Origin of the sequence: Scandinavium goeteborgense (assembly GCF_003935895.2) — a bacterium.
Taxonomy (GTDB): domain Bacteria; phylum Pseudomonadota; class Gammaproteobacteria; order Enterobacterales; family Enterobacteriaceae; genus Scandinavium; species Scandinavium goeteborgense.
Map to the genome: position 1 here is coordinate 2,618,680 of NZ_CP054058.1, position 15,880 is coordinate 2,634,559.

A 15,880-nucleotide genomic window follows, 5' to 3' on the forward strand; every position below is an offset into this window, starting at 1 on the left:
AGCCCGAATCAGGCTCACCGTTTTTTTTGGCTCACAGGCCGCGATACATTCGCTGTGGTCGCCCGACTTTCCCGTAAATAATCTCCGCCAAAATCTGCTGCTGCCCGGCGGCGAACTCCAGATAGCGCCTCGCGGTCGTCCGGCTCAATTTCAGTGTCTGCGCGACGGTTTCCGCCGTGTGCCGTACTTCGCTATCGGCAAAAAGGCTCAACACTTTACCCAGCGTCAACGCATCGATCCCGGCTGGCAACTCAGCTTTGGGTTCCCCACGCGAGTAGGCATTGAACATCTGATCGATTTGACGCTGGCTGGCGCTGTCGCACGTCGCCAGCATCAGCATCCGCTGCTGATAACGCTCCAGCGTTTGCTCCAGACGCTCGTAAGAAACCGGTTTAACCAGATAATCAAACACCCCCCCCCGCACGGCCTCGGACACGGTGTCCATATCGCTCGCCGCAGTGGTAAACACGATCCCGCAGGGATCGTGCGCCAGGGTTAACTCATGCAACAGAGTGATGCCTTTCCCGTCCGGCAAATAGTTGTCGAGCAAGATAAGCGATGGCCTAAAACGTGCAATCATCGTGCGGGCCTGGGCTAAATTTCCCGCCAGCCAGACCTGCCCGCAGCCACGAAAATGGCGGATAAACTCCGCATGCATTTCAGCCAGCGGGGTTTCATCTTCAACTATCAAAATCGTTAGAGGTTGTACCATCGGTCAATTTCACTTTCGGAATAAAAATGGAAAATAAAGCGCCACACGGGGCGTTGTCTTCGAGGGTTATCACCCCTCCGCAGCGCCCGACGTAGCTCGAAATCAGATACAGACCAATGCCATGCTCACTGGCTTCATCACGCTTAGTGCTCACGCCATGGTCAAAAATAGCGTCGCGCAGTCCAACCGGTACGCCGCAGCCGTAGTCGCCGACTTCAATAATCACCTCGGCCCCTTCATCGCTGAGGTACAGCTCGACGATTTTATCACCCTGCGGATTGTGCAGACTGGCCTCAAAGGCGTTATCCAACAGATTGCCCACAATGGCCGCAAATTCGGTGCTATCCAGCCCGGCGGGCAGCTGCCTCAGTTGGCTACCGTCCACTATTTTTAGGCTCAAGCCCAACTCGCGGGCGCGTTGCACTTTGCCAAACAGCAGCCCGGCGACCTGACGGTCATCGAATGCTGCCCGCAGGCTGTCGATCAGCTCCTGCTGGGCCTGTGACTCGCCTTTAACCATCTCCATCACCCGGTCATACTCTTTCATTTGCAGCAGGCCGCTGAGGGTCGACATCCAGTTCAGATGTTCGTGGCGCAGTGTTCTGAGGCTCTCGACATACTGTTTAATCTGCGTCAGTTGGGCATTCAGGGTGCTTATCTCGTCCTTGCTGCGAAAGCTGATGATCGCCCCGAGCATCTCGTTGCCGAAGCGGATCGCGCCCCGGTTGGCGATGACGCTCAGTCCATTAAAGGTGCAGATCACATCCTGGCGCTTCTCGGCAATTTTCTCGGTGAAAAAGGGACATGGCTGCACCACCTGGCAAATCGGTTGTCCCAGCCACTGCCGTCCCGGCGAAGCCAGGCCGAGCATCTTACGGGCGTTGCGGTTGATGGCGGTGATGTGCCCTTCGGGATCGACCGCAATCAGCCCCTCGAATACCGAACCGAACAGCGCCTCCTGCTGCCGCACCACTCGTGCAATCTGGCGCGGCTCCATGCCCAACATCTGACGGCGGATGTGCGCGGCAAACAGCCACGACAATATCAATAAAATCACCAAAATAAGCACAAACACACCCGCCAGAGGCAGAAGAAAATCAAGCCGCCAGCTGTCGATCTTGCTGACCAGATACCCCAGTGATACCACCCCGATAACCTGGCCATGCTCGTCGAAAATCGGCGTTTTGGCACGCATTGCCATGCCAATTGAGCCTTTACCGGTAATGAAGTAGCTTTCTCCTTTCTCCAGCGCACCAGGCTGGGTCCACTGCATCGGGTAGCCAATTTTCATTGGATTAGGGTGATAAAGACGAATCGAATGGCGGTCGCCAATCACCACGTAGTCAAAGTCAGACCCGTCGGCCAGTTTGTGGGCGATGGTCGCCAGCCTTTTGCTGTCGCGGCTTTTAACCCCCTCCACCACGCTGTCGTTGGCGGCGATAATTTTGGCCTGATTCATCGCCATATCACGCACGTGACGGGTGAGATAGTCTTCAAAGCTGGCGGAGAGATACTGGCCCAGCGCCGTGACCAATAAAGTGGATATGAATAACAGCAGCAGGAAAATTCTCAGCGGGAAAGCAAGACGGCGAAAATAGCCAAACCCTCTACCCTTATTATTTTCCCACTTTTTAGTCAACGACTGGGGCACTGCCATAGGTTGAAACTTTCCTTTTTCATAATCACTCCGTGAAGGTAATGGATTTGTTTTCCCTGCGTCCAGTGACCACCACCAAATTCGTTAGGGATTGCACAAATAAAATAAATTAAGCAAATAAACGCCACGCAATTAGGAGCAATAGTTTTAATTAAGAAAATAAAAACCATTAAGTCTATTTAAATCAGGCAACCCTTTGTGAAACAAGTCAAAAAAGCACAAATCAATAGCCCGTACACTCGCCACGTGGCTCAGGAGTAACCGGCACCGCTCGCCAAAATGTTATTAATTTGCAAAGGATTATCATCAGTTGCGTTGCCTTTCCGGCAGCATGAATAACAGGAAGTTCTGAAGAATGTTTCCCCAAACCGTATTTGCCCAGGTTAAGCGTGCTGAAAATAAAAAAATAGCCGCCATTACGCAATTTTTGCACCAAAACGACTTGAGTATTGATACCACGGTAGACGTCTTTATTACGGTGAGCCGCGACGATCGTCTTATCGCCTGCGGCGGCATTGCCGGGAATATTATTAAGTGTGTCGCTATCAGTGAATCCGCACGCGGAGAAGGTCTGGCTCTCACTCTTGCCACTGAATTAATCAATCTCGCCTATGAAAGGCAGTGCACGCATTTATTTATCTATACCAAAAGTCAGAACGAAGCCCTGTTTAAGCAGTGTGGTTTTTACACCCTGGCGAGCGTGCCTGGCGTGATGGTGCTGATGGAAAACAGCGCCACCCGCCTGCAACGCTACGCCAGTTTTCTCACCACCCTGCGCCAGGATGGCAACAAAATTGGCTGCATCGTGATGAATGCTAACCCGTTCACCCGCGGCCACCGCTATCTGATTCAGCAAGCCGCCGCCCAGTGCGACTGGCTGCACGTTTTTTTGGTCAAAGAGGATACCTCGCGCTTCCCGTACGAGGACCGGCTGGCGCTGGTGCGCGCCGGGACTGCGGATATCCCCAAAATCACGGTACACCGCGGCTCGGAATACCTGATTTCCCGCGCCACCTTCCCCTGCTACTTCATCAAAGAGCAGAGCGTAATTAACCACTGCTACACCGAAATCGACCTGCAAATATTCCGCCAGTATCTGGCCCCGGCGTTAGGCATCACGCATCGCTTCGTCGGCACCGAGCCCTTTTGCACCGTGACAGCAGGCTACAACCACGATATGCGCCTGATCCTCGCTGACCCGTCGAGTTCAGCCCCGCCGATCCAATGGGTGGAAATTGAACGCCTGCAGTGCCAGGGCATGGCGATTTCCGCCTCCTGGGTGCGTCGGCTACTGGTGAAAAAGGATCTGGCAACGATTGCGCTTCTGGTCCCTGAAGCGACCCGGGCTTATTTGCAGCAGATGCTCACCGCGAGCAGACAACAGACATCCGCATTAGTAACAGGTGAAAAATGAAAATTATCCATGCAGCCGTCGCCGGCACTCTGGAGTCGGGCGATGTAATGGTGAGAATCGCACCGATTGATACTCACGACATTGACCTACAACTCAACAGCAGCGTCGAGAAGCAGTTTGGCGACGCCATTCGCGCCACCATTCTGGACGTCCTCTCCCGCCATGAGATCCATGGCGTTCAGCTCATTGTCGATGATAAAGGCGCACTCGACTGTGTGCTACGCGCCCGCCTTGAAACGCTGCTGGTACGCGCCAGTGACGTGGTGGCCCTGCCGTGGGGGGATCGCCCATGATTTCGCCCCTCGCCGAACAGCGTAAATCCCGTACCCGCCGCAGTATGTTGTTCGTCCCTGGCGCAAACGCCGCGATGGTCAGCAACGCCTTTATCTATTCCGCCGATTCACTGATGTTTGACCTCGAGGATTCGGTCATCCTGCGCGAGAAAGATTCGGCCCGGCGTCTGGTGTATCACGCCCTGCAACACCCGCTGTATCAGGACCGGGAAACCATCGTCCGGGTAAACGCCCTGGATTCTGAGTATGGCCTTCAGGACCTCGACGCGGTGGTGCGCGGCGGGGTGGACATTGTGCGCCTGCCTAAAACGGACACCGCCCAGGACGTTATCGACATCGAAACTGAAATCGCCCGCATTGAAGCCGAGTGTGGCCGCGAGCCCGGCAGCACTGGCCTGCTGGCGGCTATTGAGTCTGCGCAGGGCATCACCCAGGCGGTGGCGATTGCCCACGCCTCGCCGCGTTTAATCGGCATCGCGCTGGGCGCGGAAGACTACGTCCGCAACCTGCGCACCGAACGCTCTCCTGACGGCGTCGAACTGCTGTTTGCCCGCTGCGCCCTTTTACAGGCTGCACGTTCCGCCGGGATCCAGGCCTTCGATACTGTCTACTCCGATGCCAACAACGACGCCGGTTTTCTGCATGAATCGGCGCATATCAAACAGCTCGGTTTTGACGGCAAGTCGCTGATCAACCCCCGCCAGATTGACCTGCTGCACAATCTTTACGCACCAACGCAAAAAGAAGTGGAACACGCGCAACAGGTGGTCGAGGCCGCTGAAGCCTCGGCGCATGAAGGCCGTGGCGTGGTGTCGTTGAACGGCAAAATGGTCGACAGCCCGGTGATTGAACGCGCCCGTCTGGTGCTCTCCCGCGCCGCCCTTTCCGGCATCCGTGAAGAATAAGGACTCATCATGACTCAGAATTTACGACAGGAACGCGTTGCCGCTTGGTGTCGTCGCACAGAAAACCACAGCCCGGCGTTTAACGCGGTCTCCAAGCTAAACCTGCAAACGCAAAAGCCGCGCGACAAAAAGCTTTGCGCCAGCCTGGAGGAGGCGATCCGCCGCGCCGGGCTGCACGACGGGATGACCATTTCGTTCCACCACGCGTTTCGCAACGGCGACCTGACGCTCAATCGTGTGATGGACGTTATCGCCCGAATGGGATTCAAAAACCTGACCCTGGCCTCCAGTTCGCTCAGCGACTGCCATACGCCGCTGGTGGAGCACATCCGTAATAATGTGGTCAGCCGGATTTACACCTCCGGCCTGCGCGGCCCACTGGCGGAAGAAATCTCCCGTGGCCTGCTGGCAGAACCGGTGCAAATCCACTCCCACGGCGGGCGCGTGCATCTGGTGAAAAGCGGCGAGCTGAACGTCGATGTAGCTTTTCTCGGGGTGCCGGCGTGCGATCCCTTCGGCAATGCCAACGGGTATACCGGCAACGCCTGCTGTGGCTCGCTGGGTTATGCCAAAGTCGATGCCGAAAACGCCCGTCAGGTGGTGTTACTCACCGAGGCGCTGCTGCCCTATCCGCACAGCCCGGCCAGCCTGACGCAGGATCAGGTTGACCTGATTGTGCAGATTGAACAGGTCGGCGATGCCGACAAAATCGGCGCAGATGCCACCCGCATGACCTCCAATCCGCGTGAACTGCTGATAGCCCGCAGCGCCGCCGATGTAGTGGTCAATTCCGGTTACTTCAAAGAGGGATTCTCCCTGCAAACCGGCACCGGCGGCGCGTCGCTGGCGGTGACCCGTTTCCTGGAAGACAAAATGCGCCATCGCGATATTCATGCCGCGTTTGCGCTGGGGGGTATTACCTCCACCATGGTCGACCTGCATGAAAAAGGCCTGATCCATAAGCTGCTTGACGTGCAGAGTTTTGACCGCGCGGCGGCCGCATCGCTGGCCCGTAACCCGAATCATATTGAGATCAGCGCCAACGAGTACGCAAACTGGGGCTCCAAAGGGGCATCCGTCGACAGGCTCGATGTGGTGGTGCTCAGCGCGCTGGAAATCGACACCCGTTTTAACGTCAACGTATTGACCGGCTCCGACGGCGTGCTGCGTGGTGCGTCCGGCGGTCACTGCGATACGGCGGTGGCCGCCGCGTTGTCGATCATCGTAGCCCCGCTGGTGCGCGGCCGTATTCCGACCCTGGTCGATCAGGTCACCACCTGCGTCACGCCGGGTTCCAGTGTCGATATTTTGGTCACCGACCATGGGATCGCCGTCAACCCGGCGCGTCCGGAACTGGCCGATCGGCTGAAAGAGGCCGGGCTAAACGTGGTGACAGTCGAATGGTTACGCCAGCGTGCCGAAACGCTGACCGGCCAACCCCGTGCCATCGAATTTACCGATCGCGTGATTGCCGTGGTGCGCTATCGCGACGGCTCGGTGATTGACGTGGTTCACCAGGTGAAGGAGTAAAACGATGCCGCTGTATCTGACCTGTGCCAGTCACCGCGTCATTACCCTGCCTGAACTGCTTACCAGCCGCGATGCCCGACAGGCGCGGCAGCAGGCGTGGCTGGCGCAGTACAGGCTGCCGCTGATTTCGTTGACCACCCTCGCCCCAGGCCCGGTAAAAGACAGCGAGCTGACCCGGCGGATTTTTAATCATGGCCTGCGGGCGCTGCGGGAATACCTTGCGGCGTCAGGGTGGGAAATCAGATACCAGGCCTGCTTCGGTCTGGCGACCGGGCCGGAAGGTTTGCTGGCGGTCGATGCCCCGGCACTGGCATTGAAACAGACCGCCATCGCTCTGGAGCAGAAGCACCCACTGGGACGATTGTGGGATATCGACGTTCTAAATCCACAGGGGGAAATACTTTCCCGCACGGCACTCGCCCTTCCGACCCGCCGCTGTCTGCTGTGTGAGAACGATGCCCGGATTTGCGCCAGAGAACGGGCGCATCCGCTGGGGGATTTGCTGTCCCGTATGGAGGCGTTGCTGCATGCAGCCGATCACCTTCAGTTCTGACCCTATAGTGGTTGAACAGGTCAGTTGGCTGGCCTGGCGTGCGATGGTCGCCGAGGTGAACCTGTCTCCGAAGCCGGGCCTGGTCGACCGCTTTAACAGTGGCGCACACCGGGACATGGCGCTGGCCGACTTTTACCGCAGCGCCGACGCTATCCGTCCCTGGTTGCCGCGTTTTATCCGCTACGGCGCGAACAGTGCCTGGTTATCAGCGCAGCAGGTTTTACCCGGTTTGCGCCCGATCGGCCTCGGTTGCGAGGCCGATATGTTCCGCGCCACCGCCGGCGTGAACACCCATAAAGGCAGCATTTTTTCGCTGGGATTGCTCTGCGCCGCCGTAGGCCGTCTGCGCGAGCGCGAGCAGCCTGTGACTCCGCAAGCACTCTGCTCCACCGTGAATGCGTTTTGTCAGGGGCTGACTGCCCGGGAGCTACAACGTAACAACCTAAAACAAACCGCGGGACAGAAGATGTATCAGCAGCTGGGCCTGACCGGGGCGCGGGGCGAGGCCGAGTCAGGTTATCCGCAGGTGCTGAACCTGGCTTTACCCCATTACCAGGCGCTACGGGACAAGGGCATCGACCCTGAACTGGCGCTGCTCGACACCCTGCTATTGCTGATGGCCCACAACGGCGATACCAACGTGGCGTCTCGCGGCGGCGTGCAAGGCCTGAACTGGCTGCAACGGCAGGCCAAAACGTTGCTCGACCAGGGAGGCATTCGCCGCTCGGCCGATCTGTTTCATCTGTATGAATTCGACAAGCGTTGCATTGCCCGCAACCTTAGCCCGGGCGGCAGCGCTGACCTGCTGATCGTGACCCTTTTTTTACATGAAATTAGCACTGCACCTTACCTCTTAAACGTATAAAAATTGATTACTGGAGAATCAGTTATGTCTGTTTCAAAAGATAATATATGGAAGTTGATCGCCCCGCTGCTGGTGATGGCGGTAATGCTGATGATCCCGGTGCCGGACGGTATGCCGCCGCAGGCCTGGCACTACTTTGCGGTGTTCGTGGCGATGATTGTCGGGATGATCCTTGAGCCCATCCCCGCCACCGCCATCAGCTTTATTGCGGTAACGATTTGCGTCATCGGCAGCGACTATCTGCTGTTCGACGCAAAGGAGTTGGCTGACCCCACGTTTAACGCAGGCAAACAGGCGCTGAAATGGGGGCTGGCAGGATTTTCCAGTACCACTGTCTGGCTGGTGTTCGGCGCGTTTATTTTTGCGCTGGGCTACGAAGTCACCGGGCTTGGCCGACGCATCGCGCTTTTTATGGTCAAGTTCATGGGCAAGCGCACGCTGACGCTGGGCTACGCCATTGTGATTATTGATATCCTGCTGGCACCGTTCACGCCGTCCAACACTGCGCGTACGGGCGGAACCGTGTTCCCGGTAATCAAAAACCTGCCAGCGCTGTTCAAATCGTACCCTAACGACCCGTCATCGAAACGCATCGGTGGTTATCTGATGTGGATGATGGTGATCAGTACCAGCCTGAGCTCCTCGATGTTTGTCACGGGTGCTGCACCAAACGTGCTCGGTCTGGAGTTCGTTAATAAAATCGCGGGCATTCAGATTAGCTGGTTACAGTGGTTCCTGAGCTTCCTGCCGGTGGGGATTATCCTGCTGATCGTGGCCCCGTGGCTGTCGTACGTGCTGTACAAACCTGAAATTACCCACAGCGAAGAAGTGTCTGGCTGGGCCAGCGATGCGCTCAAAGAGATGGGGAAACTGACGGGGAAAGAGAAAACCCTGATTGGCCTGGTGCTGTTAAGCCTTGGCCTGTGGGTGTTTGGCGGGGAGATAATCGACGCCACGGCGGTCGGCCTGCTGGCGGTGTCGCTGATGCTGGCGCTGCACGTAGTCCCCTGGAAAGACATTACCAAATACAATAGCGCGTGGAATACCTTAGTTAACCTGGCGACGCTGGTGGTGATGGCCAGTGGCCTGACCCGCTCCGGCTTTATCGACTGGTTCGCCAACACCATGAGTACGCACCTGGAAGGTTTCTCAGCCAACGCCACGGTGATCGTGCTGGTGCTGGTGTTCTACTTCGCCCACTATCTGTTTGCCAGCCTGTCCGCGCATACCGCTACCATGCTGCCGGTTATCCTTGCGGTAGGCAAAGGTATCCCGGGCGTGCCGATGGAGCATCTGTGTATTCTGCTGGTATTGTCCATCGGCATCATGGGCTGCCTGACGCCGTACGCTACCGGCCCGGGGGTCATTATCTACGGCTGCGGCTACGTGAAATCGAAGGATTACTGGCGTCTGGGGGCGATCTTCGGGGTGATTTACATCTCGTTGTTGCTGCTGGTGGGCTGGCCAATCCTGGCGCTGTGGAGCTAATCCCGCACGCCTGACCGGCTCCCTTCTCACGCAGAAGGGAGCATTCCTACTCTTCGATTTCTCCTTCCTGACGCATCTGCGCCGCCCAACGCTGGGCTGACTCCGGTCCGGTAAACGCCTGTGAACGCTGGAATTGATTCCCCATCAGCACGAACGCGACATACTTCCCCCGCAGTTTCCAGACATCGCGATAGCCGTCGACTTTCGAGGCGTGATCGGGCGGTGCCGGTTCGACGCGGGGCACATAGCTGATAACGGGGCGATTGTTGTGTTGACGCAGCGGTTTCATAAGCGGAAAAGCACCAGAACGAAAATCAAAGTCAGTAAAAACCTATCATAGCCGATTGTGGTCGCCACCGTCGCGCCCTGCGTGCGAAATCACGCCTGCCCCAGTGAGATGAATCGGAATTATACCCGTGATGGCCAGTGATGCCCGCCTGTGTTCTATAGTTAACGGGTTTGACGCAATGTTTGACGCAACAACGACCCTTTTCTAAAAACGAAAACAGGAGACGAGTGCAATGTCGAAGAGAAATAATAATAAGCCGCCGCATCAATCCCCGGTTCACGATGCTAGCGAATCCCAGCCTGGTCTGGACTCCCTTGCCCCTGATGACAATTCACACCGTTCCAGCCCGCATCCTACCGCACCTGGCGAAGAGCCTACTGCGCCGGGCAGCCTGAAGGCGCCGGATATCAGCAATGAAAAACTCCATGCGCTTGAGACCTTTCGCAAGGGTGGCGACGATGTGCCGCTGACCACCAATCAGGGTCTGCGAATTGCTGACGATCAGAACTCCCTGCGTGCCGGAGCGCGTGGCCCGACGCTGCTGGAAGATTTCATCCTGCGTGAAAAAATCACCCATTTTGATCACGAACGCATTCCTGAACGCATCGTGCACGCCAGAGGTTCCGCGGCGCATGGCTATTTTCAGGCCTATAAAAATCTGAGTGATATTACCAAAGCCAGCTTTCTGAGCGACGCTGACAAAATCACCCCGGTATTCGTGCGTTTCTCCACCGTCCAGGGCGGCGCAGGCTCGGCGGATACGGTGCGGGATATTCGCGGATTCGCGACAAAATTCTATACCGATGAAGGGATTTTCGACCTGGTCGGCAACAACACGCCGGTATTTTTCATTCAGGATGCGATGAAATTTCCAGATTTCGTTCACGCGGTAAAACCGGAGCCGCACTGGGCTATTCCACAGGGCGGCAGCGCCCATGACACCTTCTGGGATTACGTTTCCCTGCAACCTGAAACGCTGCACAACGTGATGTGGGCAATGTCCGACCGCGGCCTGCCACGTAGCTATCGCACAATGGAAGGCTTCGGCATTCACACCTTCCGGCTGGTCAACGCCGAAGGCAAATCGACGTTTGTGCGCTTCCACTGGAAACCGGTGGCAGGCAAAGCCTCGATGGTCTGGGATGAGTCGCAAAAACTGACGGGCCGTGACCCCGACTTTCACCGTCGTGAACTGTGGGAAGCGATTGAAGCCGGAGATTATCCAGAATACGAACTGGGCCTGCAGCTGATCCCCGAAGAAGACGAGTTTACATTCGACTTTGACCTGCTCGACCCGACCAAACTGATCCCCGAGGCGCTGGTTCCGGTGCAGCTGGTTGGGAAAATGGTGTTGAACCGTAACCCCGACAACTTCTTTGCCGAAAACGAACAGGTCGCGTTCCATCCGGGCCATATCGTGCCGGGCATTGATTTCAGTAATGACCCGCTGTTGCAGGGGCGACTTTTCTCCTACACCGATACCCAAATCAGCCGTCTTGGCGGGCCAAATTTCCATGAGATCCCAATTAACCGCCCGGCTTGCCCGTATCACAATTTCCAGCGTGACGGCATGCACCGGATGGATATCGACACCAACCCGGCGAACTACGAGCCCAATTCCATCAACGATAACTGGCCGCGAGAAACCCCGCCTGGCCCGCATCGCGGGGGATTTGAGTCGCATCATGCCCGGGTCGACGGCGATAAAATTCGCGAGCGCAGCCCTTCATTCGGCGAATATTATGCCCATCCACGTTTGTTCTGGAACAGCCAGACGGCTGTCGAGCAACAGCATATCGTCAGCGCCTTTAGCTTTGAGCTGAGCAAAGTTGCCCGGGCGTATATCCGTGAGCGGGTGGTGGATCAGCTGGTGCACATCGATCATCAGCTGGCGGGCGCCGTGGCTGATAACCTTGGGATTACGCTCACCGAAGAACAGCGTAATATCGCCCCGCCGGCCGCTATCAACGGGATAAGCAAAGACCCGACGTTAAGTCTTTACGCCATTCCGAGCGGCGGCGTGAAGGGTCGCGTGGTTGCCGTGCTGTTGAACGATAAACCGGTGGCCAAAGAGGTGCTGACGCTGCTCAAAGCGCTTAAAGCGCAGGGCGCACACGCTAAGTTGCTCTACTCTCGGATGGGTGACGTCATCGCCGATGATGGTTCGGTGTTGCCGGTAGCGGCGACGTTCGACGGTTCGCCTTCGCTGACGGTCGATGCGGTGATTGTGCCTGGCGGGGATATTGCCAGCCTGGAAAAACAGGGTGATGCCCGGTACTACCTGCTCGAGGCCTATAAACACCTGAAGCCTATTCTGCTGGCCGGGGACGCGCGTCAGTTTAAAACGCTGTTACAGGTGAGCGACAAAGGTGAGGAAGGCATATTTGAAGGTGACAGTGTCACGGATAAATTAATGAAATCCTTCCTGACACAGCTTGCCGCGCATCGCGTGTGGTCTCGGGCAAGTAAAATCCCGTCCATTCCGGCGTAATTAACGGGGTTTTGAGGCAAAAAAATGCCGGGTGCGACTGCGCCCGGCCTAACCCCTAACACGATGCCCAGGGAGAATCCGGGCACCAACATTTCAACCAACCCTAAATAATTTGAGTTGCAGGCAGGCGGCAAGCCTGAGAATCCCCAGGAGCTTACACGAGTAAGTGACTGGGGTGAGCAGGTGCAGCCAACACACCTGCAGCGCAAAGTATGACGGGTTAAATATCGCGAAACGTCCCGAGCCGATAGCCTCGCTCGGCGACGGCATATTTCAGTGACGGCGACGTCAGGACATCAAGTTCAGTCAAACGAGGGTAGCAATACGCGCTGCCCATAATCGTATTGTCGACAAATGCCGGATGGCACATCACTTCCACGGAGCTTTCCCCTGCCCGCGCGGAGGTTTCCAGCGTTTGAAGAAACAGCTCTTCGGTGATGGCATCGCCATAAAACTCAACCGCAAATCCGGCACTGCTGCGCACGCCCTTATCGTCAAGATCGTGCAGCTTTTGCAGGTTACGGTCGATACGCATCGCCACGCCTTTTGCTTTGGCAAACGCCGCCACAATCGGGAAAATCTGCGGGATCATGTGCACGTGGTGATGGCTATCGATATGCGTCGGCTCGCAGCCAAACAGGTCGACAAAGCGGTGATACTGGCAGTCCAGTTCGCGCGCAATCTCTTCCAGCGGCAGCGTGTCTTCTTCCGCCATTTGCCAGATCCACTTACCCAGCTTGCCTTCACGCGTCAGGCCCGGCATCGCAGACAGCGGCATTCCGAGGGTGAGAACAAAGTGCATCCCCACCGCCAGTTCCGGTACACAGCGGCTCATCTGCGCCGCGTGATCAATGGCCGCGCCGTTCACCAGCGCAGTCGTGGACGTTACCAGCCCGTTTTTACAGGCGTCGACGATGCCATAGTTTTGGCCTTTGCTGAGGCCAAAGTCATCGGCATTGACGATGAGCACACGTTCCATCTGCAACTCCTTTTACTGCTTGAGGGTTTTCACCGTTTCGGCAAAGTTCGGCAGCCACTTTTCATGCGCGAGGATCAGCTCGCGGGCCAGAACTTCTGCATCTTTGTCGGAATGAATCAGCGGGCTGAGGTTCAGCGCCAGCAGCACATCGTTGAATTCTCCGCTCAGCGCCGCGTGGCTAGCCGCCACTTCGAAGCCTTTAATGGTGTGAATCAGCCCGAGCACTTTGTCATCGAAATGGGTCAGACGCGGGTGCGGCTTCGCACCGTCGCGGCCGAGAATACAGGTCATTTCGACCGCCCAGTCTGCCGGAATGTTATCCACGTGACCGTAGTGCGGCACGTTAACGTAATGCTCCGCCTGCTTGTCATTGTAGATAGCATTAATCACTTCGCAGGCGGCGTCGGAGTAGTACGCCCCGCCGCGCTGCTCCAGCTCTTTCGGCTTGATGTTGAGGTCAGGGTCTTTGTACAGCTCAAACAGCTGTTTCTCGACCTTCTGCACCACCTGCGCACGCGCGCCACCTTTGTAGTATTCGCCCATTTCGATCGCCAGCATCTCTTTCTGCTTGAAGTAATACAGCAGATAAGAGCACGGCAGCAGGTTCAGGGCACGAATCAGGCCTTCGCTGAACGGCATATCGAAGATGTTTTTCACGGTATTGGCGGTCAGTTTACCGGAGGCGACACCGTCCAGCAGTTCGGCAAAGCGGGATTCGCCGTTCACGATAACGTCGCGAATGAACACCATGTGGTTCAGGCCGAACAGGTCAATTGACAGGTCGTCTTTATCGGTAAGGTTCAGCACATCGGTGATGAACATTTTCATGCCGATGGGAATGTTGCACACGCCGATAAAGCGTTTGAAGTCGGTGTGACGATAAACGGCTTCGGTCACCATTCCGGCCGGGTTAGTGAAGTTAATCACCCACGCGTCCGGACAGATTTCCTGCACGTCTTTGATGATGTCAAACACCACCGGAATAGTGCGCAGACCTTTGAACAGGCCGCCTGCACCGTTGGTTTCCTGGCCGAGATAACCGTGGCTCAGTGGAATACGTTCGTCTTTTTCACGCGCTTTCAGCTGGCCAACGCGCAGTTGCGTGGTCACAAAGTTCGCGTCTTTCAGCGCTTCACGACGGTTCAGGGTTTTGTGTACTGTCATCGGCACGCCGGCTTTCTGCACCATGCGCTCGCACAGGGCGTGGATGATATCGAGTTTTTCCTGCCCTTCTTCCACGTCCACCAGCCACAGCTCGGTCACCGGTAATTCAGCGTAGCGCTTGATAAAGCCTTCCAGTAATTCCGGGGTGTAGCTGCTACCGCCGCCGATAGTAACGATTTTTAATTTCTGGCTCATAACTTTCTCCCTCGTGATCCGCAAACGGCGTGTGGCTGACTCTCCACGTGACGCGCGGATAGCTAAACGAATTCGGTGCATGCGGCGTACCGCACGGCGTTAATTAATGACGGTGAGCTGTTTTCGATAATTGCTGGGTGTAAATGAGGTCAGCTTTTTGAAGGTCTTAATGAACAGACTCGGACTGCTGTAACCTGATTCATACGCAATATCGGTCACCGAATAATTGGTAATTTCCAATTGCTTCATGGCGAAGTTGATGCGGATATCATTAATAATCTGCATCGGCGTTTTACTGTAAAAGCGCTGTGTTGCCCGGGTCAGATATTCCTGAGACTTACCGGATAGCGCGATCATATTTTCCAGCGCACCTTCACCAAATTTATGTTTATCGTGCATCTCTTCTACGGTTGTTTTTAACCATTGAGGAATCACATCCTGGGCCTGCTCCTCTCGGAAATGGCGCAAGCGGTTAATCACATAGAACGAGACCACTTCAATAAACTCATCAAATTCACTTTCGCGGAAATTGAGTGAGGCAATAACCGACTCTATATAGCTGAGAAAGGTACTTTTAACTGAGTAGACCTGTGAGGCCACCAAAAAACTGGGTAACAGCGGCTGATAGTGCTCTTCAAAGAAACGTTTGCTGATGCCAACGTTCAGGATGCGGGTCGCGCCGAACTCGTAAAAGCTCTGGTGGTAAGACCCCATCGGGATGAAGACAAAATCTCCGCGCTCCAGCATCACCCGTTTGCCATTAATTTCCTGGTAATAGCGCCCGGTTAACACGAGGGTGAACTCGTAGTAGTCGTGCTGGTGTAAGCCACTGATACTTTCCGTTTTATTGTAGATGAAGACATGAAAATTCTTACCGTTAAACAGCTGTTGTTCAAACGCGGTACTGATTTCCAGGGTCGTCATCTTTGGTTGCCTCATCGTGGTATCTGCCCGTTATTGTACCTTCTCGTGAAGCTCAATCAATTCGGCAACCAGCTCGCGGGCCAGCATTGAGGTCATAAGATGATCCTGAGCATGTACCAGCACCAGGCTGACCTTCATTTTGCCTTCGCCTTCATCGCTTTCGATGAGCTGCGTTTGCACGCGGTGCGCTTCACTCAGCGCGACGCGGGATTGTTCCATGGTGGCTTTTGCCGTCGTGAAATCGCCCTGCTTGGCCTGTTTCAACGCGGTGTACGCCAGGCTGCGCGCCTGTCCGGAGTTAATGATAAGCCCCATCACCACTTCTTCGAGGTCGTTAACTTCAACCTCATCTGCCACAATTTTATCCAGATCGAACATAGCTATTCCCTCTTTACGTCTGGCGGTACGGGGCTGCCCCCGT

The 15,880-nt window shown here is 56.0% G+C and carries 15 protein-coding genes; 8 read left to right on the forward strand and 7 right to left on the reverse strand.

Annotated features, from left to right (window positions below):
- Window positions 1–31: 31 nt before the first annotated feature.
- The gene (gene dpiA / locus A8O29_RS13505) at window positions 32–712 is read right to left on the reverse strand and encodes a two-component response regulator DpiA (RefSeq protein WP_125354799.1); all 681 of its coding nucleotides are present in this window, start codon (window positions 710–712) and stop codon (window positions 32–34) included.
- Window positions 681–2,369: a sensor histidine kinase DpiB gene (gene dpiB / locus A8O29_RS13510; protein ID WP_125354800.1), complete on the reverse strand. Its 1,689-nt coding sequence runs from the start codon at window positions 2,367–2,369 to the stop codon at window positions 681–683. The genes dpiA and dpiB overlap by 32 nt, the downstream gene beginning before the upstream one ends.
- A 355-nt stretch (window positions 2,370–2,724) precedes the next feature.
- On the opposite strand from dpiB, the gene citC reads away from it, so the two are divergent.
- The 7 genes from citC to A8O29_RS13545 are packed head-to-tail and all read left to right on the forward strand — an operon-like array spanning window position 2,725 to window position 9,417.
- Window positions 2,725–3,783: a [citrate (pro-3S)-lyase] ligase gene (gene citC / locus A8O29_RS13515; protein WP_125354801.1), complete on the forward strand. Its 1,059-nt coding sequence runs from the start codon at window positions 2,725–2,727 to the stop codon at window positions 3,781–3,783.
- Window positions 3,780–4,076, forward strand: a complete 297-nt coding sequence (gene citD, locus A8O29_RS13520; protein WP_125354802.1) for a citrate lyase acyl carrier protein — start codon at window positions 3,780–3,782, stop codon at window positions 4,074–4,076. The genes citC and citD overlap by 4 nt, the downstream gene beginning before the upstream one ends.
- Window positions 4,073–4,981: a citrate (pro-3S)-lyase subunit beta gene (gene citE, locus A8O29_RS13525; RefSeq protein ID WP_125354803.1), complete on the forward strand. Its 909-nt coding sequence runs from the start codon at window positions 4,073–4,075 to the stop codon at window positions 4,979–4,981. The genes citD and citE overlap by 4 nt, the downstream gene beginning before the upstream one ends.
- Window positions 4,982–4,990: 9 nt before the next feature.
- Window positions 4,991–6,511 (forward strand): citrate lyase subunit alpha, encoded by a 1,521-nt coding sequence (gene citF, locus A8O29_RS13530; protein WP_125354804.1) that lies wholly within the window; start codon window positions 4,991–4,993, stop codon window positions 6,509–6,511.
- Between the two features lie 4 nt (window positions 6,512–6,515).
- Window positions 6,516–7,064, forward strand: a complete 549-nt coding sequence (citX, locus tag A8O29_RS13535) for a citrate lyase holo-[acyl-carrier protein] synthase (RefSeq protein WP_125354805.1) — start codon at window positions 6,516–6,518, stop codon at window positions 7,062–7,064.
- Window positions 7,039–7,929, forward strand: a complete 891-nt coding sequence (gene citG / locus A8O29_RS13540; RefSeq protein ID WP_125354806.1) for a triphosphoribosyl-dephospho-CoA synthase CitG — start codon at window positions 7,039–7,041, stop codon at window positions 7,927–7,929. The genes citX and citG overlap by 26 nt, the downstream gene beginning before the upstream one ends.
- A gap of 24 nt (window positions 7,930–7,953) precedes the next feature.
- The gene (locus A8O29_RS13545) at window positions 7,954–9,417 is read left to right on the forward strand and encodes an anion permease (RefSeq protein ID WP_125354807.1); all 1,464 of its coding nucleotides are present in this window, start codon (window positions 7,954–7,956) and stop codon (window positions 9,415–9,417) included.
- 46 nt (window positions 9,418–9,463) lie between these two features.
- Here A8O29_RS13545 and cedA read toward each other — a convergent pair whose 3' ends face one another.
- Complete coding sequence (gene cedA, locus A8O29_RS13550; RefSeq protein ID WP_110507897.1) at window positions 9,464–9,706, reverse strand: cell division activator CedA; 243 nt, start codon at window positions 9,704–9,706, stop codon at window positions 9,464–9,466.
- Window positions 9,707–9,938: 232 nt separating this feature from the next.
- Between cedA and katE the strand changes: the two genes are divergently transcribed.
- Window positions 9,939–12,197 (forward strand): catalase HPII, encoded by a 2,259-nt coding sequence (gene katE, locus A8O29_RS13555; protein ID WP_125354808.1) that lies wholly within the window; start codon window positions 9,939–9,941, stop codon window positions 12,195–12,197.
- 220 nt (window positions 12,198–12,417) lie between these two features.
- On the opposite strand, the gene chbG is transcribed toward katE, so the two are convergent.
- The 4 genes from chbG to chbA all read right to left on the reverse strand — a co-directional run bounded on the left by chbG (window position 12,418) and on the right by chbA (window position 15,837).
- On the reverse strand, window positions 12,418–13,176 hold the full coding sequence (chbG, locus tag A8O29_RS13560) for a chitin disaccharide deacetylase (protein WP_125354809.1): 759 nt from the start codon (window positions 13,174–13,176) through the stop codon (window positions 12,418–12,420).
- A 12-nt stretch (window positions 13,177–13,188) separates the two neighbouring features.
- Window positions 13,189–14,535, reverse strand: coding sequence for a 6-phospho-beta-glucosidase (locus A8O29_RS13565; RefSeq protein WP_110507894.1), 1,347 nt, complete (start codon window positions 14,533–14,535; stop codon window positions 13,189–13,191).
- A gap of 99 nt (window positions 14,536–14,634) precedes the next feature.
- Entirely contained in the window at window positions 14,635–15,459 is an 825-nt protein-coding gene (gene chbR, locus A8O29_RS13570; protein WP_110507893.1) for a transcriptional regulator ChbR, read from the reverse strand.
- 30 nt (window positions 15,460–15,489) lie between these two features.
- The gene (gene chbA, locus A8O29_RS13575; protein WP_110507892.1) at window positions 15,490–15,837 is read right to left on the reverse strand and encodes a PTS N,N'-diacetylchitobiose transporter subunit IIA; all 348 of its coding nucleotides are present in this window, start codon (window positions 15,835–15,837) and stop codon (window positions 15,490–15,492) included.
- Window positions 15,838–15,880 lie beyond the last annotated feature (43 nt).